25 protein-coding genes and 5 tRNA genes are annotated in these 20,064 nt (G+C 72.2%); 17 read left to right on the top strand and 13 right to left on the bottom strand.

What is annotated here, in order from left to right; all coding sequences use genetic code 11:
- Positions 1-49: 49 nt before the first annotated feature.
- Entirely contained in the window at positions 50-847 is a 798-nt protein-coding gene (locus ABZ783_RS09435) for a M15 family metallopeptidase (RefSeq protein WP_357435972.1), read from the top strand.
- A 37-nt stretch (positions 848-884) separates the two neighbouring features.
- Here the strand turns inward: ABZ783_RS09435 and ABZ783_RS09430 are convergent, their stop codons facing one another.
- Positions 885-1,922 (bottom strand): M36 family metallopeptidase, encoded by a 1,038-nt coding sequence (locus ABZ783_RS09430; protein WP_357435707.1) that lies wholly within the window; start codon positions 1,920-1,922, stop codon positions 885-887.
- 104 nt (positions 1,923-2,026) lie between these two features.
- Between ABZ783_RS09430 and ABZ783_RS09425 the strand changes: the two genes are divergently transcribed.
- Complete coding sequence (locus ABZ783_RS09425; protein ID WP_357435705.1) at positions 2,027-2,533, top strand: DinB family protein; 507 nt, start codon at positions 2,027-2,029, stop codon at positions 2,531-2,533.
- 48 nt (positions 2,534-2,581) lie between these two features.
- On the opposite strand, the gene ABZ783_RS09420 is transcribed toward ABZ783_RS09425, so the two are convergent.
- The gene (locus ABZ783_RS09420; protein ID WP_357435703.1) at positions 2,582-3,367 is read right to left on the bottom strand and encodes an alpha/beta hydrolase family protein; all 786 of its coding nucleotides are present in this window, start codon (positions 3,365-3,367) and stop codon (positions 2,582-2,584) included.
- Positions 3,368-3,624: 257 nt separating this feature from the next.
- Here ABZ783_RS09420 and ABZ783_RS09415 point away from each other — a divergent pair, with 257 nt between their 5' ends.
- Positions 3,625-4,017 (top strand): hypothetical protein, encoded by a 393-nt coding sequence (locus ABZ783_RS09415; RefSeq protein ID WP_357435701.1) that lies wholly within the window; start codon positions 3,625-3,627, stop codon positions 4,015-4,017.
- Between the two features lie 27 nt (positions 4,018-4,044).
- On the opposite strand, the gene ABZ783_RS09410 is transcribed toward ABZ783_RS09415, so the two are convergent.
- Positions 4,045-4,452, bottom strand: a complete 408-nt coding sequence (locus tag ABZ783_RS09410) for an SRPBCC domain-containing protein (RefSeq protein ID WP_357435700.1) — start codon at positions 4,450-4,452, stop codon at positions 4,045-4,047.
- Positions 4,449-4,754, bottom strand: a complete 306-nt coding sequence (locus ABZ783_RS09405) for a metalloregulator ArsR/SmtB family transcription factor (RefSeq protein WP_357435699.1) — start codon at positions 4,752-4,754, stop codon at positions 4,449-4,451. Before ABZ783_RS09405 ends, ABZ783_RS09410 begins: the two co-directional genes overlap by 4 nt.
- Positions 4,755-4,878: 124 nt before the next feature.
- On the opposite strand from ABZ783_RS09405, the gene ABZ783_RS09400 reads away from it, so the two are divergent.
- From ABZ783_RS09400 to ABZ783_RS09390, 3 genes are all read left to right on the top strand, one after another.
- Positions 4,879-5,232, top strand: a complete 354-nt coding sequence (locus tag ABZ783_RS09400; protein WP_357435697.1) for a hypothetical protein — start codon at positions 4,879-4,881, stop codon at positions 5,230-5,232.
- A 176-nt stretch (positions 5,233-5,408) separates the two neighbouring features.
- Positions 5,409-6,308 carry a GTP-binding protein gene (locus ABZ783_RS09395; protein WP_357435695.1) on the top strand — a complete coding sequence of 300 codons (900 nt, stop codon included), beginning with the start codon at positions 5,409-5,411 and terminating at the stop codon, positions 6,306-6,308.
- Entirely contained in the window at positions 6,305-7,414 is a 1,110-nt protein-coding gene (locus tag ABZ783_RS09390; protein ID WP_357435693.1) for a hypothetical protein, read from the top strand. The genes ABZ783_RS09395 and ABZ783_RS09390 overlap by 4 nt, the downstream gene beginning before the upstream one ends.
- Here ABZ783_RS09390 and ABZ783_RS09385 read toward each other — a convergent pair.
- Positions 7,392-8,003, bottom strand: a complete 612-nt coding sequence (locus ABZ783_RS09385) for a DUF6058 family natural product biosynthesis protein (RefSeq protein ID WP_357435691.1) — start codon at positions 8,001-8,003, stop codon at positions 7,392-7,394. The genes ABZ783_RS09390 and ABZ783_RS09385 overlap by 23 nt on opposite strands.
- A gap of 266 nt (positions 8,004-8,269) precedes the next feature.
- Here ABZ783_RS09385 and ABZ783_RS09380 point away from each other — a divergent pair, with 266 nt between their 5' ends.
- From ABZ783_RS09380 to ABZ783_RS09360, 5 genes are all read left to right on the top strand, one after another.
- Positions 8,270-9,586 (top strand): hypothetical protein, encoded by a 1,317-nt coding sequence (locus tag ABZ783_RS09380; RefSeq protein ID WP_357435689.1) that lies wholly within the window; start codon positions 8,270-8,272, stop codon positions 9,584-9,586.
- A gap of 178 nt (positions 9,587-9,764) precedes the next feature.
- Positions 9,765-9,887: a hypothetical protein gene (locus tag ABZ783_RS09375; RefSeq protein ID WP_357435688.1), complete on the top strand. Its 123-nt coding sequence runs from the start codon at positions 9,765-9,767 to the stop codon at positions 9,885-9,887.
- Positions 9,888-9,960: 73 nt separating this feature from the next.
- A tRNA-Trp gene (locus tag ABZ783_RS09370) sits at positions 9,961-10,032 on the top strand.
- A gap of 213 nt (positions 10,033-10,245) precedes the next feature.
- Positions 10,246-10,318: transfer RNA gene (locus ABZ783_RS09365), tRNA-Glu, on the top strand.
- Positions 10,319-10,345: 27 nt separating this feature from the next.
- Positions 10,346-10,419: transfer RNA gene (locus tag ABZ783_RS09360), tRNA-Gly, on the top strand.
- A gap of 593 nt (positions 10,420-11,012) precedes the next feature.
- Here the strand turns inward: ABZ783_RS09360 and ABZ783_RS09355 are convergent.
- Positions 11,013-11,570 carry a dihydrofolate reductase family protein gene (locus ABZ783_RS09355; protein WP_357435686.1) on the bottom strand — a complete coding sequence of 186 codons (558 nt, stop codon included), beginning with the start codon at positions 11,568-11,570 and terminating at the stop codon, positions 11,013-11,015.
- 445 nt (positions 11,571-12,015) lie between these two features.
- Here ABZ783_RS09355 and ABZ783_RS09350 point away from each other — a divergent pair, with 445 nt between their 5' ends.
- The 3 genes from ABZ783_RS09350 to ABZ783_RS09340 all read left to right on the top strand — a co-directional run bounded on the left by ABZ783_RS09350 (position 12,016) and on the right by ABZ783_RS09340 (position 13,423).
- The gene (locus ABZ783_RS09350) at positions 12,016-13,215 is read left to right on the top strand and encodes an RtcB family protein (protein WP_357435684.1); all 1,200 of its coding nucleotides are present in this window, start codon (positions 12,016-12,018) and stop codon (positions 13,213-13,215) included.
- 38 nt (positions 13,216-13,253) lie between these two features.
- Positions 13,254-13,326, top strand: a tRNA-Arg gene (locus ABZ783_RS09345).
- A 24-nt stretch (positions 13,327-13,350) separates the two neighbouring features.
- A tRNA-Gln gene (locus ABZ783_RS09340) sits at positions 13,351-13,423 on the top strand.
- A 70-nt stretch (positions 13,424-13,493) separates the two neighbouring features.
- On the opposite strand, the gene ABZ783_RS09335 is transcribed toward ABZ783_RS09340, so the two are convergent.
- Together ABZ783_RS09335 and ABZ783_RS09330 are read right to left on the bottom strand one after the other, a co-directional pair.
- A complete protein-coding gene (locus tag ABZ783_RS09335) occupies positions 13,494-13,862 on the bottom strand; it encodes a DUF3037 domain-containing protein (protein ID WP_357435682.1) in 369 nt (122 codons plus the stop codon).
- On the bottom strand, positions 13,859-14,617 hold the full coding sequence (locus ABZ783_RS09330) for a HipA family kinase (RefSeq protein WP_357435680.1): 759 nt from the start codon (positions 14,615-14,617) through the stop codon (positions 13,859-13,861). The genes ABZ783_RS09335 and ABZ783_RS09330 overlap by 4 nt, the downstream gene beginning before the upstream one ends.
- Positions 14,618-14,779: 162 nt before the next feature.
- On the opposite strand from ABZ783_RS09330, the gene ABZ783_RS09325 reads away from it, so the two are divergent.
- A complete protein-coding gene (locus tag ABZ783_RS09325) occupies positions 14,780-14,998 on the top strand; it encodes a hypothetical protein (RefSeq protein ID WP_357435678.1) in 219 nt (72 codons plus the stop codon).
- A gap of 8 nt (positions 14,999-15,006) precedes the next feature.
- On the opposite strand, the gene ABZ783_RS09320 is transcribed toward ABZ783_RS09325, so the two are convergent.
- The 4 genes from ABZ783_RS09320 to ABZ783_RS09305 all read right to left on the bottom strand — a co-directional run bounded on the left by ABZ783_RS09320 (position 15,007) and on the right by ABZ783_RS09305 (position 18,616).
- Positions 15,007-15,897: a Gmad2 immunoglobulin-like domain-containing protein gene (locus tag ABZ783_RS09320; protein WP_357435676.1), complete on the bottom strand. Its 891-nt coding sequence runs from the start codon at positions 15,895-15,897 to the stop codon at positions 15,007-15,009.
- Positions 15,885-17,282, bottom strand: a complete 1,398-nt coding sequence (locus ABZ783_RS09315) for a HAMP domain-containing sensor histidine kinase (protein WP_357435674.1) — start codon at positions 17,280-17,282, stop codon at positions 15,885-15,887. The genes ABZ783_RS09320 and ABZ783_RS09315 overlap by 13 nt, the downstream gene beginning before the upstream one ends.
- Positions 17,283-17,288: 6 nt before the next feature.
- Positions 17,289-17,969: a response regulator transcription factor gene (locus tag ABZ783_RS09310; RefSeq protein ID WP_073833575.1), complete on the bottom strand. Its 681-nt coding sequence runs from the start codon at positions 17,967-17,969 to the stop codon at positions 17,289-17,291.
- A gap of 92 nt (positions 17,970-18,061) precedes the next feature.
- A complete protein-coding gene (locus tag ABZ783_RS09305; RefSeq protein ID WP_357435672.1) occupies positions 18,062-18,616 on the bottom strand; it encodes a hypothetical protein in 555 nt (184 codons plus the stop codon).
- 239 nt (positions 18,617-18,855) lie between these two features.
- Between ABZ783_RS09305 and ABZ783_RS09300 the strand changes: the two genes are divergently transcribed.
- Both ABZ783_RS09300 and ABZ783_RS09295 read left to right on the top strand, forming a co-directional pair.
- Positions 18,856-19,275 (top strand): NUDIX domain-containing protein, encoded by a 420-nt coding sequence (locus tag ABZ783_RS09300; RefSeq protein ID WP_357435670.1) that lies wholly within the window; start codon positions 18,856-18,858, stop codon positions 19,273-19,275.
- Positions 19,276-19,298: 23 nt separating this feature from the next.
- The gene (locus ABZ783_RS09295) at positions 19,299-19,472 is read left to right on the top strand and encodes a hypothetical protein (RefSeq protein ID WP_357435669.1); all 174 of its coding nucleotides are present in this window, start codon (positions 19,299-19,301) and stop codon (positions 19,470-19,472) included.
- Here ABZ783_RS09295 and ABZ783_RS09290 read toward each other — a convergent pair whose 3' ends face one another.
- The gene (locus ABZ783_RS09290) at positions 19,473-20,045 is read right to left on the bottom strand and encodes a hypothetical protein (RefSeq protein WP_357435667.1); all 573 of its coding nucleotides are present in this window, start codon (positions 20,043-20,045) and stop codon (positions 19,473-19,475) included.
- Positions 20,046-20,064: the final 19 nt, after the last annotated feature.

The following is a 20,064-nucleotide window of genomic DNA, read 5'->3' as shown; positions in this document are numbered from 1 at the left end:
CGAGGTGGGGCGTGGGCGACGAGGGGGCGGCAGCGTCCGCGTGGGGGCGATCGCGGTCGTGCTGGTCGCCGCGCTCGCCGCCTGCCAGCGCCCCGCGCCGCGGCCCACCCCGGCACCCACCCCGTCGCCGACCCCGTCGGCCGGATCACGCGCGCCGGCCGACTTCGTCGACCTCGCCGCTGTAGACCCGGGCATCCGCACCGACATCCGGTACGCCACCGCGCACAACTTCGTCGGCCGGCCGATCACCGGCTATGCCGAACCGCTGTGCCTGCTCACCCGGACGGCTGCCGAGGCGCTGCACCGGGTCCAGGCCGCCGCCCTCGCCGAGGGCCGCAGCCTCAAGGTGTACGACTGCTACCGCCCGCAGCGGGCGGTGGACGACTTCGTCGCCTGGGCGAAGACCCCCGGCGAGCAGCAGATGAAGGCCGAGTTCTATCCCGACGTGCCCAAGACCAGGCTCTTCGCCGACGGCTACATCGGTGCGCCGACCGCGCACAGCCGGGGCAGCACCCTCGACCTGACCCTGGTCCCGGTGCCGACCCCGGACCAGCCGGCGTACGTGCCGGGGCAGCCGCTGCAACCCTGCACCGCGCCCGCGGGGCGCCGCTTCCCGGACAACTCGGTCGACATGGGCACCGGGTTCGACTGCTTCGACCCGCGCGCCCACACCGCCGACGCCCGGATCACCGGTCCGGCGCGGGCCGACCGGGAGCTGCTCAAGCGGCTGATGACCGCGCAGGGCTTCGAGAACTATCCCCGGGAGTGGTGGCACTACCGCTATCGCGCCGAGCCGTACCCGGACACGTACTTCGACTTCCCGGTGGCCCGGTCGTCGCTGCGGTGAGCGCCGCCCCGGCCGGAGGCGGCGCCCAACGCGGCGGTCACAGGATGCCGCGGGCGGCGAACGCGGCGCGGGTCGCGTTCGCGGCCTGGGCGCCGTAGAGCCGCTGCGCGGCGGCCACGGTCGCCACCGCCGCGTCCCGGAAGGTGGTGTCCTTGGCGAAGTCGAACTGCGCGTCCACGATCAGCGTGGTCGCCGTGCGGTCGCCGAGGGCGGTGCGGATGTCCCACAGCGCCCGCGACCAGATCTCCCCGTCGGCGTGCACCTCGCCCCGCAGGTCGGCGGGGTAGACCTTGGTGCCGTCGAGACGGCGCAGGCAGTGCGGGGCGGTCCGGGTGTACGAGACGGAGTCCCAGTCGGCCACGCAGGCCTCCGGCGTCCGGGTCGGCGCCCCGGTGGCCCAACTGGTCACCGCGACCGCCAGGTAGTCGCCGAACGCCTCGCCGATCGCGCCGGACTCGAGCGTGGTGCCGAAGCCGGGCACCTGGCCGTCCTGCACCGAGTGGCCGTACTCGTGGACGATCACCTCGGCGTCCTCGGCGTCGTCCACCCCGCCCTTGCCCAGGGTGATGTTGGCCTTGTCCTCACGGAAGAACGAGTTGTCGCCGCCGTACTGGCCGATGCGCAGCTCGATCTGCCGCTGGTTGACCGGGCGCAGCGTGCTGCCGAAACCGAGCGACTGCAGGTACGCCTGGGCGGTGTTCACCCAGTGGTAGCCCATGACCTGCTCGAACTGGTCGGCGTCGCGGTGCCACGCCGGGAACGCGCCGTCGGCCGCCCGGGCCGGCGTGCCGGTGCTGCTCTTGACCACGACGTACTGCCCGGTCAGCGTGCCGGAACCGTCCAGGTTGGTCAGCAGCACCGACCGGTACGCCCCGGCCAGCGCCGGGTAGTCCGCGTCCTTCTGGTCGGTCAGCGACTGGTCGCCGAGTTGCTGCACGGGGTTCGGGGCGAAGACCGTCGCGGTGGCGGTGTGGCCGTAGGGATCGGCGGCCGCCTGGACGGTCGTGCCGCCGGCAGCGAGCGCCGCGGTGACCGCCGAGGCGACCAGCGCGGAACGTCGGAGGTGGGGGTTCATCCCATGATCCCTTCGGAGGTGGACGGATGGGCTGAGACTAAGCTCGCCCGGTACCACTGCCAACCCTTGACGAGCAGGCCCGCCGCCTGCGCGGAAGGACCCTCGTGGAGACCGAACGGATCGGCCCGCCGCTGCTGGCCGGCGAGCGGGAGACGCTGCGCGCATTCCTCGACTTCCACCGGGCCACCCTGGCCATGAAGTGCGCGGGGCTCACCGACGAGGAGTTGCGCCGGCAGTCCTCGCCGCCGTCGACGCTGTCGCTGCTCGGTCTGGTCCGGCACATGGCCGAGGTGGAGCGCACCTGGTTCCGCCGGGTGATCAACGGCGAGGACATCCCGCTGGTCTGGTCGGAGACCGGCGACTTCCAGGAGGCGTACGACGCGAGCGCCGCCGACCGGTCGGAAGCGTTCGAGGCGTGGCAGCGGGAGGTCGAGCACGCCCGCCGCATCGAGCGGGAGGCGGAGTCCCTCGACGTCACCGCCTACAACGCACGCTGGGCAGAGGAGGTCTCGCTGCGCCTGGTGATGCTGCACATGATGCACGAGTACGCCCGGCACAACGGGCACGCAGACTTCCTCCGCGAGGCCATCGACGGCTCCGTCGGCGTCTGAGCCGCCGCCCGGCAGAGCCTCGGGTCCGACCGAGACGGTGGCTGCGGCTCAGCCGATGACCTCGCGGCGCAGCGGCAGCCAGGCCAGCACGTCCTGGATCTTCGCGTCCCAGTACGCCCAGTCGTGGTCGCCGGGGGAGAACTCCACGGTGACCGGCACCCCACGGCGCCGGGCCGCCTCGACGAAGCGGATGTTGTCCTCGTACAGGAAGTCCTCGGTGCCGCAGGCGACGTAGAGCGCGGGCAGGTCGGAGCCTACGCGCTCCAGTAGCGCCACCGTGTCGTCGTCGGTGCCCGGCACCTCCCGGTCGCCCCACACCGTGTGCCACACCGCCGGGTTGACGGGGCTGGTCGGGTGGTCCCGCCGCCGGGTGACGTCCAGCGCGCCGGAGAGGCTGGCCGCCGCCGCGAACCGGCCGGGGTCGCGCAGCGCCCACTTAATCGCACCGTAGCCGCCCATCGACAGGCCGGCGACGAAGGTGTCCGCCCGGCGGTCGGACAGGCGGAAGAACGAGTGGCAGATCTCGGGCAGTTCCTCGCTGAGGAAGGTCCAGTAGCGGTTGCCGTGCGCCTCGTCGGCGTAGAAGCTCCGCCCGGCCTGCGGCATCACCACGGCCAGCCCGAGCGGTGCCACGTACCGCTCGATCGCGGTGCGCCGGGTCCAGATGGTGTCGTCGTCGCTCAGCCCGTGCAGCAGATAGAGCACCGGCGGGTCACCGACGGCGGCGCTGCCGGCCATGCCGATCTGCGTGGCGGCCCGTTCCGGTAGCAGCACGGTCATCGACGTGCCCATGCCGAGCGCCTCGGAGAAGAAGTTACACCGGATCCGCGCCATGGGCCTGGATCGTACGCGGCGCCGCCGGCCGGCCGCCGGTGCGCGTGTCGCGGCGGCACCCGCCCTCGTCGCGCCAGGCGCTGGCCACTACGTCGGCGCGCTCGAGCCGGTGCAGCGATGTCACCCGGACAGGGGCCGAATCAACCGTTCCTATTGCCGTGGGGCCTCCAGGGGGGACAGGATGACCAAGGCACGCCGGAAACATTCCCGTAACCGCGTGCTGCTGGTCTCTGTCACGAGGAAGTGGGAGTCAGTTCATGAGCGACGTCTCGACGGCGCTGGGTGTGCGCCTCTACCCGGACCTGGTCGAGCGGGGCGGACTCGCCCCCGCGCTCGCCGACACGGCCGCCCAGCACCAGCTCGACCTCGGCCAGGTGAGCGCCCCCGACCACGGGCGGGCCCGGTTCACCTGCGCCGAGCTGACCTCCGACCGCGGCGTCGTCTGCGTCGGGCTCGGCGCCCAGGCCCGCTACTTCATGATCGACCTCCGGGTGTCCGGCGAGGTCCAGGCCCGCGGCGACGCCACCGACCTGCTCCAGGTGGCGCAGGTGGCCGACGCCTGGCGGGCCGGGACCACGCTCGCCGAACTCACCGCGCGGTTCCCCTTCATGGAGGAGATGAGGCGCCACCCGGTCGCCCAGGCCAGCTAGTGCGCCGCCGCCGGCTGCGGCAGCTCTCTAGGCGTACGCGGCTTCGGCTCTGAGAGCATGAAGGAAGCCCGCCCAGCCGGTGTAGGTGTTTTCGGCGAGGTTGTGCGGCACGCTGGTGTGGCGCAGGGTCAGCAGGGTGCCGCCGGCTTGCGCCGACAGGGTCACCTCGACCTGGGAAGAGCCGGGTGGCAGATCGGGCACGTCCGGCGTCGGCTCCCAGCCAAACGTGAAGGCGATCTTCTCGTACGGCCGAAGCTCGGTGAAGTGGCCGCGCACGACGAGTCCGGGGCCGTCGGTGAGCTGGAACGTCAGCTCGCCGCCCGGCATCGGGTCGAGATCGGCCGGGCCGAGCCAGCGGGCCATCCGCGCCGGATCGGTGAAGAAGCGCGAGACCACCTCTGGCGGGGCGTCGATCTGGATGGTGTGCTCGATCATCCTCGGTGTTCCTTCTCCACTTCATGCTTGAGGTGGTCGAGCCGGGCCGCCCACATCCTGTCAAGGAAGCCGGCCGCCTCGGCGAAGCCTTCGGCCCGCAGCCGATAGAGGCGGCGGCTGCCGTCGCGTCGCATGTGGAGCAGGCCGGCGTGGATCAGGACGCGCAGGTGCTGCGAGACGGCTGGTCGGCTGATCATCGGGAACTGCGCGGCGATCTCGCCGGCGGCGACCTCGCGGTCGCGGGTGAGCAGGAGGATGCCGCGGCGGGTGGAGTCGGCCACGGCCGTGAGTACCTCGTCCATCCACCGTCCTTCTGTTAAGCTTGTGCTTACGAGCTTACCTGAGTGCGGAAGGGCGATACCGGTGATCGAGCGGCTTGAACCCCTGGTCGGACGGTGGCGATCGAGCGGCCGCACGGTGGACGGCGTGCAGATCGCCGGCACGGACGCCTACGAGTGGTTTCCGGGTGGCGGGTTCCTGGTGCATCACGTCGACGTGCAGATGGGCGAAGACCGGGTGCAGGTGATCGAGATGATCGGCGACCCGGACCCGACTGACGGCGGCCGGCTGCGGATGCGGGCGTTCGACGACCAGGGCGGATACGGCGAGATGCGGGCAAGTGTCGACGACGCCGGCGTCTGGACGTTCGCCGGGGACACGATGCGCACGACGCTGACCATCGACCCCGACGGCAAGACGATGGCAGCGAAATGGGAGCGCTCGCCCGACGGCGCAACCTGGGTGGACTGGATGGACATGGGGTTCGCCCGCGAAGCGTGAGCGCCGGGACCCTAGCCAGTCGACCGTCACCCGTCCGGGTTAATCGCTTGCCCGCGTTGCGGCGCCGTTGTGCAATCCCACCACTACACCCGCAGAGCGAAGGAGCCACGAGATGCGAGCCGCGTCCATGTCCCACCAGAAGGGAATGACCGCCTACCCGGAGGACATGACGCTGCGTGAAAACCCTCAATCTCGGCATCCTCGCCCATGTCGACGCTGGTAAGACGAGTCTGACGGAACGGCTGCTGCACAGCGCCGGCGTCGTCGACGAACTCGGCAGCGTCGACGACGGCAGCACCCGTACCGACACCCTGACGCTGGAACGGCAGCGCGGCATCACCATCCGCTCCGCCGTCGTCTCCTTCCCCGTCGCCGGGGTCACCGTCAACCTGATCGACACCCCCGGCCACCCGGACTTCATCGCCGAGGTGGAACGCGCCCTCGGCGTGCTCGACGGGGCGGTGCTCGTCGTCTCCGCCGTGGAGGGCGTCCAGGCCCAGACCCGGGTGCTGGCCCGCACCCTGCACCGGCTCGGCATCCCCACCCTGATCTTCGTGAACAAGGTGGACCGGGCCGGCGCCGACCCGGACCGGGTGCTGCGGCAGATCGTCGACCGCCTCACCCCGGACGTGGTCGCCCTCGGCCAGGTCGACGCTCCCGGCACCCCCGCCGCACGATGGGTGCCCGTCCGGCCGGACGACCCCGGCCACACCACCCGGCTGGTCGACCTGCTCACCGCGCACGACGACGCGCTGCTCGCCGCGTACGTTGCCGACGAGCGGGCGGTGACCCCGGCCCGGCTGCGGGCGGCGCTCGCCGCCCAGACCGCGCGGGCCCGGGTGCATCCCGCGTACGCCGGCTCCGCCATCACCGGCGCCGGGGTCGACGACCTGATCGCCGGCCTCGCCGAGCTGCTGCCCGCCGCCGACGGCGACCACCAGGCCCCGCTCTCCGGCACCGTCTTCAAGGTCGAGCGCGGCCCGGCCGGCGAGAAGATCGCGTACGCCGGATCTTCGCCGGGACCGTACGGGTCCGCGACCGGATCCGCTACCGGCGGGACCGCGAAGCCAAGGTGACCGGCCTCGGGGTCTTCGCCGGTGGCGAGGCGACGCCCGCGGACTCGGTCGGCGCCGGCCGGATCGCCCGGCTGCACGGCCTGGCCGATGTCCAGGTCGGTGACCCGCTCGGTACCCCGCCCGACCGCCCGGCCGGCCGCCACCACTTCGCCCCGCCCACCCTGGAGACAGTGGTCCTACCCGTGCGGGCGGCCGACCGACCGGCCCTGCACGCCGCCCTCGCCCAGCTCGCCGAGCAGGACCCGCTGATCAACCTCCGCCAGGACGACCTGCGCCAGGAGATCGCGGTGTCCCTCTACGGCGAGGTGCAGAAGGAGGTCATCCAGGCCACCCTCGCCGACGAGTACGGCGTCCCGGTCAGTTTCCGGGAGACCACCACCGTCTGCGTGGAACAGCTGCTCGGGGTCGGCGCCGCGGTCGAGTGGATCGGCCGGGACCCGAACCCGTTCCTCGGCACCGTCGGGCTTCGGGTGGAGCCCGGCCCGCTCGACAGCGGCGTCGAGTTCCGACTCGGCATCGAACTCGGGTCGATGCCGCTGGCGTTCCTCAAGGCCATCGAGGAGACCGTCCGGGACACCCTGCGGCAGGGGCTGCACGGCTGGCAGGTGATCGACTGCGTGGTCACCCTCACCCACGGCGGCTACTGGGCCCGGCAGAGCCACTCGCACGGCGTGTTCGACAAGAGCATGTCCAGCACTGCGGGCGATTTCCGTAACCTGACGCCACTGGTGCTCATGGCCGCGCTCAGCCGCGCCGGCACCCGCGTCCACGAGCCGGTGCACCGGTTCCGCCTGGACCTGCCGGCCGACATGTTCGGCACGGTCCTGCCGGCGCTGACCGGCCTCGACGCGGTGCCCCGCACCGCCACCCCGCACGGCAGCGGATACCTCGTCGAGGGCGAGGTGCCGGCCGGGCGGGTGCACGCGCTGGAACAACGGCTGCCCGCGCTGACCCGGGGCGAGGGGACCCTCGAATCGGAGTTCGACCACTACCGACCGGTCCGCGGCCCCGCCCCCAGCCGGCCCCGCTGGGACCACGACCCCCTCCACCGCAAGGAGTACCTGCTCGCCGTGGCCCGCCGGGTCACCGCCCGCCCGGAGCGGTGACCCGGCGCGGATACCGGGCCCGCACCGCCTCGATGCAGGTGTCCCGCGAGGTCGGGCCGCCGAACCGGAGTCGGTCGTACCCGGTGAACTGCGGCTCCAGCGCGTCCAGCTCGTCGACCAACGCATGCAGTTGGTCCAGCCAGCCCGCCGACCCCGCGTCCGGCGCGGCCGGCGCCGCCTCGATCGCCGCGCACAGCTCATCCTTGCGCCGGATCTTCCCCGGCGTCACCGAGCGCAGGCACACGTACCGCCCGCTCAGGTAGGCATCCCACTCGGCCGCGCCCTGCGCCGGGTCGGTCCAGTGCCCGACGAACCACTCCGCCACCAGCTCCGTGCCGCCCGCCCGCTCCGCCAGCGCGAACAGGTCGGCCGGCACCATCTCCGCGCCGTCCGAGCGCAGATAGCCCGGCAACGGCAGCCGCCGGTCCAGCATCAACCGGCGTACGTCGTCCGGGTCCCGCCCGCTCGCCGCGCACAGCTCCGTCAGCACCACGAACTGACCGCTGACGTAGACGTCGTCCGCCGCCGTCATCGGGTGCTCCCCGTTGACCTCGCGAAACCGCTTCGCCACCCGACGCCGCAACTCCATTCCGGCCTTCCTTCCTCCGATGCCCGGCGACAGGCTAGGCGCCGCATTCTTCGGTGCCCGCCGAACCGTCTGCAGGAACACGCCGCGATGCCCCGCCGTGCAGCGGAGACCCGGGCACGGCTCAGCTAGGTCCCAGATCCCGGCGAACCCACGCTGTCGGACCCCAGCGGTAGCGTGGGCCCGCCCGGACGTGGGGAGGACGAATCATGGCAAAAGGCCGGGAGAAAGTCAGCGTCACTTGCGCCGACTGTGGCCAAACGCGATCCGTGCGTGCGGCACTCGTCCGCGGCTTCGACGCGTTGGTATGCGCCCGCCACCGCCTCCTCGACCCGCCGGCCTCACTGGTCGTGCCCGACGGCCACCTCGTGGCCGTCACCCCGAACATCGCTGGTTACTTCACCGGCTACACCGTCAGCGAACCGACCCCCGGCCAGGCACGCTCGATCTGGCGCGCCACGGCGCTCGCCGCCGCCGCGACCGGCCGCCCCGCCCCACCGCCGCCACCGGACGACGACGTGTCGGCCTGGCAGCCGGTCATCGACGCACTCACCGCCAAACTCGGCCCTGACGGCTGGGAACTCGCTGACGCCGACTCCGAGCGCGGCCGCCGCGGCCGGGTGTGGACAGTAAAGATCTACACCGACTTCGGCTGGGCCGGATTCCTCGAAGGGTCACCGCGGCAGATCGCCGCAGACCTGGCCACGATCCGCGACGACTACGCCCGACAGACCGCCGCTGCCGGACTGAACTGCCCCCGCTGCGACGCCGACCTGTCCCCAACCGCGCCCGCCAGTCGCTGCGACTGCGGCTCGATCGCCTGGCAGCCGGTCGCCTGGAGGGCCCACGACCCGGTCTCCGTGATTGCCGACGCGCTGGCCTACATCGACGACGTCCCACCGTATGAGGTCGCCGCCGAACAGGTGTTACTCACCTGCCTGCTCGAACCCCACATCGACTGGAAGCTCGGCGAGCAGCGGTGGCCAGCGGTCAATTTCGACGGCATCGCAGAGGCCCTGCGGGTGCTCGTCCCAGACGCGCGCTGGGCGACGATCGGGGAACGGTTGCGCGCCGTGCTGCCGGTCGGTGCCCGCTGGGAGGGCGGCCGAGCCGCGCAACTGCGCCAGGCAGCGAGCGCCCTGGGGTACGAGTTGGTCCGCACCCACCCGATCGACGACCTGCGCATCCCCTGCCTGGTGGCGGGCGACGACACCGCCTGCGGCCTACCGAAATGGTTCGACGTCACCGCTGCCGGCGAAGGCTGGCAGATCCAGATTGACGCTGACGCCGGGCGGCTGCGGCAGCGGTGCGTCGACGACCATCCGGACGTGGACGACGAAGACCTCGGCGAGGCCATCGACCAGGTGCTGGACGACCTCATGCTCTCCGACGGCGACGTCACGTGGGCGGTAGCCACCTATTGGTGGGAAGGCGCCCTCGCGATCGCGCGCCCGATCGACAACCCATGCGACGTCGCGGCGCTGTCCGCAGCACTGCACGAGGGCGTCGAGGCGGTAGCTGCCCTCCACGCCACCGTCACCACCCGCGTCACCGCCTTCTTGCGCGATGCCGACGAAACGCAATGAGCAGCCTGATGTTGAGGGATCTCGATGCCCCGGCTCGCCGACTCGTCGTCCTCACCCTGGCCGGCCTGCGCCGGCACCGGCTGACGGCGGGTGTACGAATATCCATTGCGGTCGGCCCGCCGGCACGCCTACCGTGAGCGGGCAACGTCAACCGGTACCACCACGCAGGGAGCACACCGTGTCGCAGCAGAACCGCACCCAGGCCGAGCGGCCCACGCCGCGTGGCGGTGCCCTGCTGGTCGAACTCGGCCTGGGCCCCTGCCGACGGCAGCGGTGGCAACCAGGGTGGTGGCGCGCCTAGCGCCAGCGCGAAAACCGCGCAGCCGCCCGCCCCACGACCAGGGACCGGGCGGCTTTTTCGTCACCCCGCTCCGAGGGGCGTAGCTCAACGGAAGAGCACCGGATTCCAAACCCGACGGTTGCAGGTTCGAATCCTGTCGCCCCTGCTTCACCCCGTCCCGGCTGCCCGCCGGCGACGTCGCATCTTCTCAACTCCACAGTGGACGAAATGAGTACTGTCCCGGCCCGGCGTCCCTCCCGACGCCGGCCGGGCCTCCGGGACGAGGGAGCTGGCTGACCCGCTCGCCTTGGGCGCGAGAGACACGCGGTTCGATTCCGCGGTCCCGGACTTTCGCGGACGGCAACCCGCCGTCCCGCACGGGCCGTTGGAGCAATTGGCAGCTCACCCGGTTCTCACCCGGGAGGTCACGGGTTCGAGTCCCGTACGGCCTACGCCGGTCCCACCTCCGGGACCACCTCGCGGTTGTAGCGCAGTCAGGCAGCGCGTCACCTTGCCATGGTGAAGATCGCCGGTTCGAATCCGGCCAGCCGCGACCCGCCTAAGTTCACGGGAACTGAAGTTGCTTCAAACGAACTTAGAACCCCTCCAACGCCTGGACCAGCACCTCGCCTTTATGTTCCGGATGAAGTTCAGCAGGCCTAGACCGGAGCGTCGTCAGACGGCGGCCTTTTCGGGCGTCCTGCGTAGTTCCCGGAGGAGTCCAGTCGTCGATGCCGTCGGGCCAGGGTGCGGGGCGTCCCTGGTCATCCCAGAAGCCGGTTTCGACGCCAGCGTCGACCAAGTCAGCGTTGAGGGCCGCCCGTTTGGCTTCGGTCGTGGAAACGGGGCCCAGATGGGCGTCCTTTCTGGGCCAAGGTCGGAGTATTTCTCGATGGGCAGTGTGCGCGAGTTTGGGTCCCGCGCTGGAGGCACCGGCGGGTGGGCGCAAGCATGTCGCTCACCCGCCGGGGCCGCCGGTGATGCTGGGCATGATGGACGGGCCATGATCCTCTGTCGCTGGCGACATCCACGGAGCCTCCGACCGGCTCTTCGGAGACGTACTCGCTTTCGAGAAGTCGTTCGGCGCGGCGAACGCGAGGAGGACGCCGCGCTGCCGGTGAGCTGGCGGCGATCGACTCCTGCGATTCAGCGCACGCGGCGGTAGTGCATGGCCACCACGCCGTTGCGGAGCGGCTCCGCCGAGACCAGCTCGAGCTGGCGCGTGCCGGGCAGCCCGCCCTGGTACAGCGTCGGGCCGTGGCCGGCGATCCTGGGATGGACGAGCAGCTTGTACTCGTCGATCAGGTCCAGCCGGTCGAGCTCGGTCGCGAGCTTGCCGCTTCCGAGGAGGACCCCGGACGGGGTCGCGTCCTTGAGCTTCTGCACGCCCTCGCGCAGATCGCCGGCGATGTGGTAGCTGTTGGTCCACGGGAAGTCCTTGCGCGTCGACGACACCACGTACTTGGGTTTGGCCTCCAGCTTGACCGCCCAATCGCGCATGGCCGGCGGCGCCGCCTCGTCGCCGCGGGCGACGGCCGGCCAGTAGCTCTCCATCATCTCGTAGGTGACGCGACCCCACAGCATGGCTCCGGCTTCGTCCATGAGGCGGGTGAAGAGGGCGTGCGTCTCGTCGTCGGCGATCCCCTCCTGATGGTCGACGCAACCGTCCAGGGTGAGGTTAAGGTTGAAGGTAAGGAGTCCCATGCCCGGCGACTCTAACGCCACTACGGCGTCGCATCAGCGAGCTCGAGTACAACACGCCCCGTCTCGTTGACGTCGTCGGTCTGACGAGCCTGCGCTCGCCTCCTCCATGCGGAGATCATGGCTCGCTCGCTGCCGACTGTTGCACGACCCATGGCGATAAGGCCAAGCACCCACGACCAGGGCGGGTCCTAGACTCACGCGCCATGAAACCCGCCAGAGGGCGCCGGGACCCAAACTTGCGCCCAGTCGGGACCGCTACTCGCGCTCAGAACCACCTGGTCATCCCAGATTTCAGAAATCCTGAAACTTTGTCAAGATCTCCTGCGTCTCGCATGTGGCCGGCGAGGTGCTGGTCAAGGCGTTGGAGGGGTTCTAAGCCCGTCCTGAAGCAACTTGAACCTGGGCGACATCCCACAATCCGACATCCCTCGACCAAGGAGACACGATGGGTTACACCCCACTGGCCGGCACCCGGGCGCCGGTCCGGGTCTGGACCGACCCCTACAGCATCGAGGCGCAGGCGGCCAAGCAGCTGCGCAACATCGGCGCACTGCCCTGGGTACAGGGTGTCGCCGTCATGCCGGACGTGCACTTCGGCAAGGGCGCCACCGTCGGCTCGGTCATCGCGATGCGCCAGGCCGTCTCGCCGGCGGCAGTCGGCGTCGACATCGGCTGCGGCATGTCGGCGGTACGTACCTCGCTCACCGCGGCCGACCTGCCCGACGACCTCGCCCCGCTGCGTGCGGCGATCGAGGCGGCCATCCCGGTCGGCTTCGCCATGCGGGACGACGCGGTCGACCCGCGCCGGGTTCGCGGCCTGGAGCAGGGCGGCTGGGACGACTTCTGGCGGCGCTTCGGCACCCTCGACCGGAAGGTGGCGCAGCTGGAGACCCGGGCCCAGCGCCAGCTGGGCACCCTCGGCGGCGGCAACCACTTCATCGAGGTCTGCCTGGAGCAGGGCGGCCCCGACGACGGCCAGGTCTGGCTGATGCTGCACTCCGGGTCCCGCAACATCGGCAAGGAACTCGCCGAGCGGCACATTTCGGTGGCCCGCGGGCTGCCGCACAACGTCGACCTGCCCGACCGCGACCTCGCGGTGTTCCTCGCCGGCACGCCGGAGATGGACGCCTACCGGCGGGACCTCTGGTGGGCGCAGGAGTACGCGCGCCGCAACCGGGCCGTCATGCTCGCCCTGCTCTGCGGGGTGGTGCGCGACGCGTTTCCGCACGTGACGTTCGGCGAGCCGACCAGCTGTCACCACAACTACGTGGCGGAGGAGACGTACGACGGGGTGGACGTGCTGGTGACCCGCAAGGGCGCCATCCGGGCCGGCAAGGGCGACCTCGGCATCATCCCGGGGTCGATGGGCACCGGCTCGTACATTGTGCGTGGCAAGGGCAACCTGGACGCGTACTGCTCGGCGTCGCACGGCGCCGGGCGCCGGATGTCGCGCGGTCAGGCGAAGCGGACCTACAGCACCGCGGACCTGGCGGCGCAGACGGCCGGTGTGGAGTGCCGCAAGGACGCCGGGGTGGTGGACGAGATCCCCGGCGCGTACAAGGACATCACCCAGGTGATGGCGCAGCAGGAGGACCTGGTCGAGGTGGTGGCGCACCTCAAGCAGGTGGTCTGCGTGAAGGGTTGACCAGACCGGCGTCCCTCGGGGGAGGGCGCCGGTCGCCCGCCCCGGTGGCGCAGCGGAGAGCGCGCCGAACTACGAATTCGGAGGGCCCAGGTTCGAATCCTGGTCGGGGCACGGTACGCCGCTCGGCGGACACCATGCGAGCTGGTGCAAGTCGGCAGCACATCCCTCTCTGGAAGGGAAGGTGGAGGTTCGAGTCCTCCGCTCGCAGCGCACATGGGTTCGAATCCCACCCGGGTCTCGACCTGCCGTCCACTGTGAAAGTGCGCTGCGCCGCCGGCTCAGCGCACCAGCGTCTCCAGCAGCCGGTCCAGCTCCGCCGCCGGGTCGGCGGTGAGGCCGGTGTGCACCGGCCCAGCCTGGATCATCGTGCTGCGCGGCGCGACCAGCCAGCGGAACCGCTCGCCGTGCCGCATCCCCGCCGACGGGCCGGCCCCCACGCAGGTCCGGTCCCACGAGTCCAGCGCCGCCGCGACCTCGGCCAGGTCCACGTCGGGCGCGAGCGCCCGGGCCCGGTCGGCGTCGAGGTGGGTACGCGCGCCGAGGAAGTCGAGGGCCTGGCAGTAGAGGATCACCCCGACGTTGATCTGCTCGCCGCGCTCGATCCGGGGCACCAGCCGGATCACCGCGTACTCGAAGGGCTGCCTCATGCGACGCTCTCCTGCGGCAACCAGTCGGCGGTGCGGGTGAGCCGCCGGGTGAGGTGGTTGGTGTACGCGGCCCGGGCCGCGTCGGCGGAGTCGAAGTCGGGGCCGGTCAGCCATTCGTCGGGGACCAGGGCCAGCACCTCGGTCAGCAGTGGGGGGGTGACCCGTGGTGCCAGGTCGGCGTCCGCCTCGGCGAGCCGGGTGGCGTACGGGGCGAGCACGTGGTCGTCGGCCCGGTACGGCCGGTGCACTGCCGCCTCGGCGCGCGGCCAGTTGTGGTGGAAGTAAAGGCAGGCACCGTGGTCGATCAGCCAGAGCTGCCGGTGCCAGATCAGCAGGTTGGGGTTGCGCCAGCTGCGGTCGACGTTCTCGGTGAACGCGTCGAACCAGAGCACCCGGGAGGCGAGGACCGGGTCGACGGGGTGCGCCATGGGGTCGTAGCCGAGCGCGCCGGGCAGGAAGTCCATCCCCAGGTTGGCGCCGCCGCTGCCGCGCAGCAGTTCCTGCACCTCCTCGTCCGGTTCGGCCCGGCCGATCACCGGGTCGATGTCGAGCACGACCAGGCGGGGCACCGCCAGCCCGAGCCGGCGGGCCAGTTCCCCGCAGATCACCTCGGCGACGAGGGCCTTCGGGCCCTGTCCCGCGCCGCGGAACTTCGCCACGTAGGTGCCGAGGTCGTCGGCCTCGACCACGCCGGGCAGCGAGCCGCCCTCGCGCAGCGGGGTGACGTATCGGATTCCGGTGACCTGGCGGAGCACGAGCCCACCCTAGCGCCGCGGCCTTCGGCGTTCGGCGGGTGTCCGGTGGGACGCGGCACGGTCCACCGTGCGTGATCGCCCGTCCCCGGGCGGTGGGCGGCGACCTGGGTCTCAGGCCGCTAACGCGCCCGCACGGCCCTCGGCTTCGCTACGGTGAGTAGCGTGGCGATCGTGAAGCTGCGCCTGCGGGGCGGGCCGTACGACGGGATGAGCGTGGACTGGGACGTGCCGGATGCGGATGATCCGCCGACGACGTACCAGCTCAAGCTGCACGGACCCCATGAAACGACGGAGACCGTCGAGTATCGCCGAGTGGAGCGGGTGCCGGAGGCCGCGGCCGAGTCGTGGATCTACGAGACGCCTGCGGCCGCCACCGGGTAGGACGAGCTCTACCCGCCGGCGGTCAGGACGACGGGAACCGTCACGACGTTGATCCGGGAACCGTCCCGGGCCGACACCTCGTACACCTCGATGGTGCCTGGTCCGGTGCGGTCGAGCCGGTAGCCGACCCGTACCCGGTAGTCGCCCCGGCAGCCGGAACCGCACGTCGCGGTGGTGAACGCGGTGCCCACCTCCCGGCCGGTGGCGTCCAGGACCCGGGCGCTCACCGTCGCCTCGAAGACGTCGGCGGTCCCGGTCACCGTCACGGGGCTGGTGATTCGGTCGCCGATCGCCGGTCCGGTCACCACGATCGGCGGCAGCAGGTCGGCGAAGTCGCCGCGGGCGCCCGGCGCGGTGTCGTTCGGGGCGAAAGCCACCCGGCGCACGGTGGGGAACTGGGTCAGCGTCCAGACCACCTGGGCCCGGCGTAGCCGGACGCTCGCCGCGTCGTCGCCGTCGAAGCCGGCCGACGGGACCAGTGTGGCCACCCCGCCGGCGATGCGGCTCACCTGCGTGCCGGCCGGGACCAGGGTGGTCATGCCGGTGGCCGTCTCGGCGAGGGACGGGCCGGCGGCCAGTTCGGTGAGTGCCAACCGGGAGGTGGCCGGGGTGGCGGGCAGCGTACGCCGAGTCGGCACGAGCTTGCCGCCTCGGGTGAACCAGAGCTGCAGGGTGACCGTCCCGTCTGGGCTGGGCTCCTCGACGCCGGTCGGGGCGGCGGGCGTCGACGGGCGGGTGGTGGGGGAGACGGTGGCGGGTGTGCGTCCCGCGCCCGTCGGCGTGGTGCCGGCGGTCCGGGAGGCTCCGGCGGGGGCCGGGCCGAGGGTGCCGGTGTTGGCCGGCGCGCAGCCGGCGGTGAGCAGGAGCAGCGCCGTGAGCGGGGCGATCAGGCGTCGCACGAGTCACCTCCTCCGGTGAGGGGCAGTTCGAGGCGGAAACGGGCGCCGTGGCCGATGTCGCTGTGTGCCGTCAGCTGTCCGCCGAGCAGTCGGGTGTTCTCCTGGGCGATGGCCAGGCCGAGGCCGCTGCCGGGTCCGGTGCGGGCCGGGTCGACCTTGTAGAAGCGGTCGAACAGGTGTGGCAGGTGCTCGGCGGGGATGCCGGGGCCCTGGTCGGTGACCTCGACGACGATCGTCTCGCCGGTGTGCCGTACCTCGGCCCGGACCTCGCCGCCGCCGTGCTCGACCGCGTTGGACACCAGGTTGGCCAGCACCCGTTCCAGCCGGCGCGGGTCGGTGCCGGTGGGGGGTGCCTCCCCGGCGACGGTCACCCGGTCTGTCCAGCCCCGCGCGTCGACGATCCCGCGGAGCACCGCGACGGTGTCCACCGGCCGGATCGACACGGGTTCCCGGCCGCCGTCGAGGCGGGAGATCTCCATCAGTTCCTCGACGAGCCGGCGGAGCCGGACCACGTCGGTGACGAGGAGTTCGGCGGCGCGCCGGGCGTCGGCGGGGAGCGCGTCGAGCTGGTCGGCGAGCAGCGACGCCGCGGCCACCAGGGCGGTGACCGGGGTACGCAGTTCGTGCGCCACGTCGGCGGTGAACCGCCGCTCCCGGGTCTGGGCCCGGGATAGCGCCTCGATCTTCGACTCCAGCGCCTCGGCCATCTCGTTGAACGACGCGGCCCACGCGGAGAACTCGTCGCGGCCGCGTACCGGCAGCCGGGTGTCCAGCAGCCCTTCGGCCACGGCGCGGGCGGCCCGGCTGGCCCGGCCCACCGGTTCCAGGGTGCGCCGGGCGAGGGTGTTGCCGACTGCGGCGGCGAGCAGCACCACCGCGATCCAGCCGACCGCCAGCGCGGTGCGGAGTTGGTTGAGGCCGTCGGCGAGGTCGTCCTCGACGGTCACCACGTACAGCTCGGCGGTGGAGCCGGGGATCCGGCCGCCAACCACGAGCAGGTGCGGCCGGGCGCTGCCGGGGGAGCGTTGGAAGCCGAGTTGCCCGGCGGCGACCGCGTCCCGCAGGGCCGGGCCGGGCGTCGGCGCGTACCGGGGGTTCGACGCCTGGGTGTCGCCGGCGACCAGCAGCACGTGCCGTCCGTTCTGCTCGAAGCTGGCCAGCAGGTCCGCCCGGCGGGTGTCGGTCAGCGGCAGGAACTGGGCGGCGAGGACGAGCTGGTAGCGGGCGTCGGCGGCGGCGCGTTGCAGCGAGCCGTCGAACCGGGCCTGCCGCAGCATCAGGTACGACCCGCCGGCGAGCGCGCCGGCGGAGACCCCGGCGACGAGCACGAACGCGATGACGAGCCGGCGCCGTAAGCGCCCGGGGGTGACCCTGCCCGCCGTCATCGCCCGTCACCCCGTCGACAGTTTGTAGCCAGCGCCGCGGACCGTCCTGATCAGCGTCGGGGCGCCGGGGTCGTCCTCCACCTTGGCGCGCAGCCGTTGCACCGCCACGTCCACGAGCCGGGAGTCACCGAGGTAGCTGTGCCCCCACACCCGGTCGAGCAGCAGTTCGCGGGTGAACACCTGCCCGGGCCGGCGGGCCAGCTCCAGCAGCAGCCGGAACTCGGTCGCGGTGAGGGTCAGTTCGCGGCCGGCCTTGCGGGCCACAAACCGGGCCGGGTCGATCTCCAGCGGCCCGGCCGTCACCGTGGTGTCGGTGACCGGGGCGACGGTGCGGCGCAGCACGGCGCGAACCCGGGCGACCAGTTCCGGGAGGTCGAACGGTTTGCGCAGGTAGTCGTCGGCGCCGCATTCCAGCCCGACCACCACGTCGATGGTGTCGGTGCGGGCGGTGAGCATCAGGATCGGCACCTGGCTGGTCCGCCGGATCTCCCGGCAGACCTCGAAGCCGTCGAGGCCGGGGAGCATCACGTCGAGCACGATCAGGTCCGCCGGCCGGGCCCGCCACGCGGCGAGGGCCGCCCGTCCGTCCGCTGCGGTCTCCACCCGGAATCCGGCCCGCCGCAGACCGAGGGCGGTGACCTCCCGGATGGAGGCATCGTCCTCGACGACCAGCACGCGGCCCTCCATGGCCACCGAGGGTAGCCGGGTGCGACGTTGTGGGGTGCTGGCGCAACGGTCGGTGATGGGGACCCGGTCGGCCCCCATCACCGCCGACGGGCTCAGGCCTGCCACCGGTGGGCCACGTCGAGGACGATCCGGCTGTGCGTACCGGGGCCGTCGAGCACGAAGACCCGGTACGGCAGCCGGGCGCGGACGCCCACGGCGAAGGTGGTGTAGCCCTCGAAGCTGCCGCCGAAGACCACGTCCCGCAGGGTTCGGTAGCCGAGCGGGTTCGCGGCGTGCTCACCGGTGCGGTACGGCACGGTGGCCACGCGGTTCCCGTCGTACGCCGGGGCCCGCAGCGAAACCCGCAGCAGCGCGCCACCCGCGGTGTACGGGGACAGCGCCAGCCCCTGCCCCTCGGTGTAGGTCTCCCCGTACGCGACCGACCAGCCGTCGGCCGGGCCGGCGAACTCGAAGACCACCCGGTCCCAGCAGCCGTGCTGGCCGGTGCGGACCTCGACCAGCGGGGCGGTGCTCAGCTTGCCGCCCGCCTTGGCCGTGCTGCCCCAGGTGATGCCGCAGTACGGCGTGGCCGCCGCGGCGCCGCCGACGCCGGCGACCAGCCCGCCGAGCACGACGACCAGGGCCAGAAGTGCACTCCTGAGTCTCATCGCTGTCCTCCTGTCGATGCCCGGGACGAGCACCGGACCGTCTCCGGTGGTCCCGTGCGCTCGACGGTCGACCCGCCGTGCCACGGTGGCTTCGCAGCGGCGTAACCACCAGGTAACAGCGCCGGCCGCCTGACCAGGGCGGGCCGTGCGGTTCCTGCGCTACGCCCGGACCAGCTCCGCCGAGGCGTTACTGGCCGGGGCCGGGCCGGCCGGGCAGACCGGTCGCGCAGAATGAGTTGATGTCCGCGCGTACCCCATCGGTGTCCTGCGTCTTCGTCTGCCACGACCGCGCCGGCCGGCTGCTGCTCGCCCGGCGCGGTGCCGGTGCCCGCGACGAGCCGGGCACCTGGGACACCGGCGCTGGCGCGCTCGAGTTCGGTGAGACGTTCGAGGCGGCCGTCACCCGCGAGGTCGGCGAGGAGTACGCCACGTCACCGCTGGCGATCACCCTGCTCGGGGTGCGCAACGTGCTGCGCGACGACCCGCGCTCGCACTGGGTGGCGGTGGTCTTCGCGGTCCTGGTGGACCCGGCCACGGTCGCCATCGGCGAGCCGCACAAGTTCGACCGGCTCGGCTGGTACACCCGCGACGCGCTGCCCACGCCGCTGCACTCGCAGCTCGCGCCCACCCTGGCGCTGCTGCCGGACCCCCTGACCTGACCTCGGGCGTCCAGGGTGGCCGCATGCCGGTCACCCGACGTCGACTGCTCCAGGCCCTCGGCGCCACCGCCGGCCTCGCCGGCTCCGGCGCGGGCGGCGTGGCTCTGCTCGACTCCGAGGTGCTGCCGGGTCGATCGGTGCTCAACCGCGCGCTGGGCCGCTCCACCGCCGCCGGCCCAGCTGACTGCACCCGCTGATCACGGCTTCGGGCAGGTCGGGTCGGCGTAGATGGTGAGATAGATGAGAGCCGGTGCGACGACGGACCACTGCGGGGATGCCGGCCGGTCCGCCGTGCTCGGTCGGACGTCCATGCGCTGTGCCGCCTGGGACCGGATGAGCAGCCGGCTGGGTACACCCCGGACCTCTCGGCAATAGGTGAGGGTCGACTCGCCGGGCACGTATGGCGGGACGTCGAGGTCCACCACGGGACGCCATCCGTCGCCGCTGGCCACGGGGTCGAAGGTGCGGTGCAGCGTCGCGTCGTCGTTGTCGCGCTCGGGCCGCCAGGTCAGGGTGACCGAGGTGTTCGACACGTCCTCCTTGTTCAGCTGGCGGCACCCTGTGCTGCGGACGACGTCGCCGCCGCGCTGGGCGCCCTCCGGCCGCACGGCGAGGACCGGGTCGTCCGCGTACGCGTCGAGCAGTTCGTCCTCGTCGTTCGGGACCGTGCAGCCCGGCACTCGGGCCCCGCCGGTCACGTCCGCCCACTCACACCCGCTCAGCGCCACCGTCAGCAGCATCACGACCGGCCAGAACCCCCGAGGTCTCATCGATCCAGGTTAGAGCCCT

The organism is Micromonospora sp. NPDC047738, assembly GCF_040642675.1.
Taxonomy (GTDB): Bacteria; Actinomycetota; Actinomycetes; order Mycobacteriales; family Micromonosporaceae; genus Micromonospora.
Note: the sequence above shows the minus strand (reverse complement) of the source record. Positions and strands in the feature narration are given on the sequence as shown.

Coding starts and splice junctions, on each gene's coding strand:
- ABZ783_RS09420 (WP_357435703.1), bottom strand. CDS start 3,367: ATGGCGCGGATCCGGTGTAACTTCTTCTCCGAGGCGCTCGGCATGGGC.
- ABZ783_RS09405 (WP_357435699.1), bottom strand. CDS start 4,754: ATGGACGAGGTACTCACGGCCGTGGCCGACTCCACCCGCCGCGGCATC.
- ABZ783_RS09415 (WP_357435701.1), top strand. CDS start 3,625: ATGAGCGACGTCTCGACGGCGCTGGGTGTGCGCCTCTACCCGGACCTG.
- ABZ783_RS09335 (WP_357435682.1), bottom strand. CDS start 13,862: ATGAGGCAGCCCTTCGAGTACGCGGTGATCCGGCTGGTGCCCCGGATC.
- ABZ783_RS09350 (WP_357435684.1), top strand. CDS start 12,016: ATGGGTTACACCCCACTGGCCGGCACCCGGGCGCCGGTCCGGGTCTGG.
- ABZ783_RS09355 (WP_357435686.1), bottom strand. CDS start 11,570: ATGGGACTCCTTACCTTCAACCTTAACCTCACCCTGGACGGTTGCGTC.
- ABZ783_RS09410 (WP_357435700.1), bottom strand. CDS start 4,452: ATGATCGAGCACACCATCCAGATCGACGCCCCGCCAGAGGTGGTCTCG.
- ABZ783_RS09310 (WP_073833575.1), bottom strand. CDS start 17,969: ATGGAGGGCCGCGTGCTGGTCGTCGAGGACGATGCCTCCATCCGGGAG.
- ABZ783_RS09430 (WP_357435707.1), bottom strand. CDS start 1,922: ATGAACCCCCACCTCCGACGTTCCGCGCTGGTCGCCTCGGCGGTCACC.
- ABZ783_RS09305 (WP_357435672.1), bottom strand. CDS start 18,616: ATGAGACTCAGGAGTGCACTTCTGGCCCTGGTCGTCGTGCTCGGCGGG.
- ABZ783_RS09295 (WP_357435669.1), top strand. CDS start 19,299: ATGCCGGTCACCCGACGTCGACTGCTCCAGGCCCTCGGCGCCACCGCC.
- ABZ783_RS09290 (WP_357435667.1), bottom strand. CDS start 20,045: ATGAGACCTCGGGGGTTCTGGCCGGTCGTGATGCTGCTGACGGTGGCG.
- ABZ783_RS09385 (WP_357435691.1), bottom strand. CDS start 8,003: ATGGAGTTGCGGCGTCGGGTGGCGAAGCGGTTTCGCGAGGTCAACGGG.
- ABZ783_RS09300 (WP_357435670.1), top strand. CDS start 18,856: ATGTCCGCGCGTACCCCATCGGTGTCCTGCGTCTTCGTCTGCCACGAC.
- ABZ783_RS09315 (WP_357435674.1), bottom strand. CDS start 17,282: ATGACGGCGGGCAGGGTCACCCCCGGGCGCTTACGGCGCCGGCTCGTC.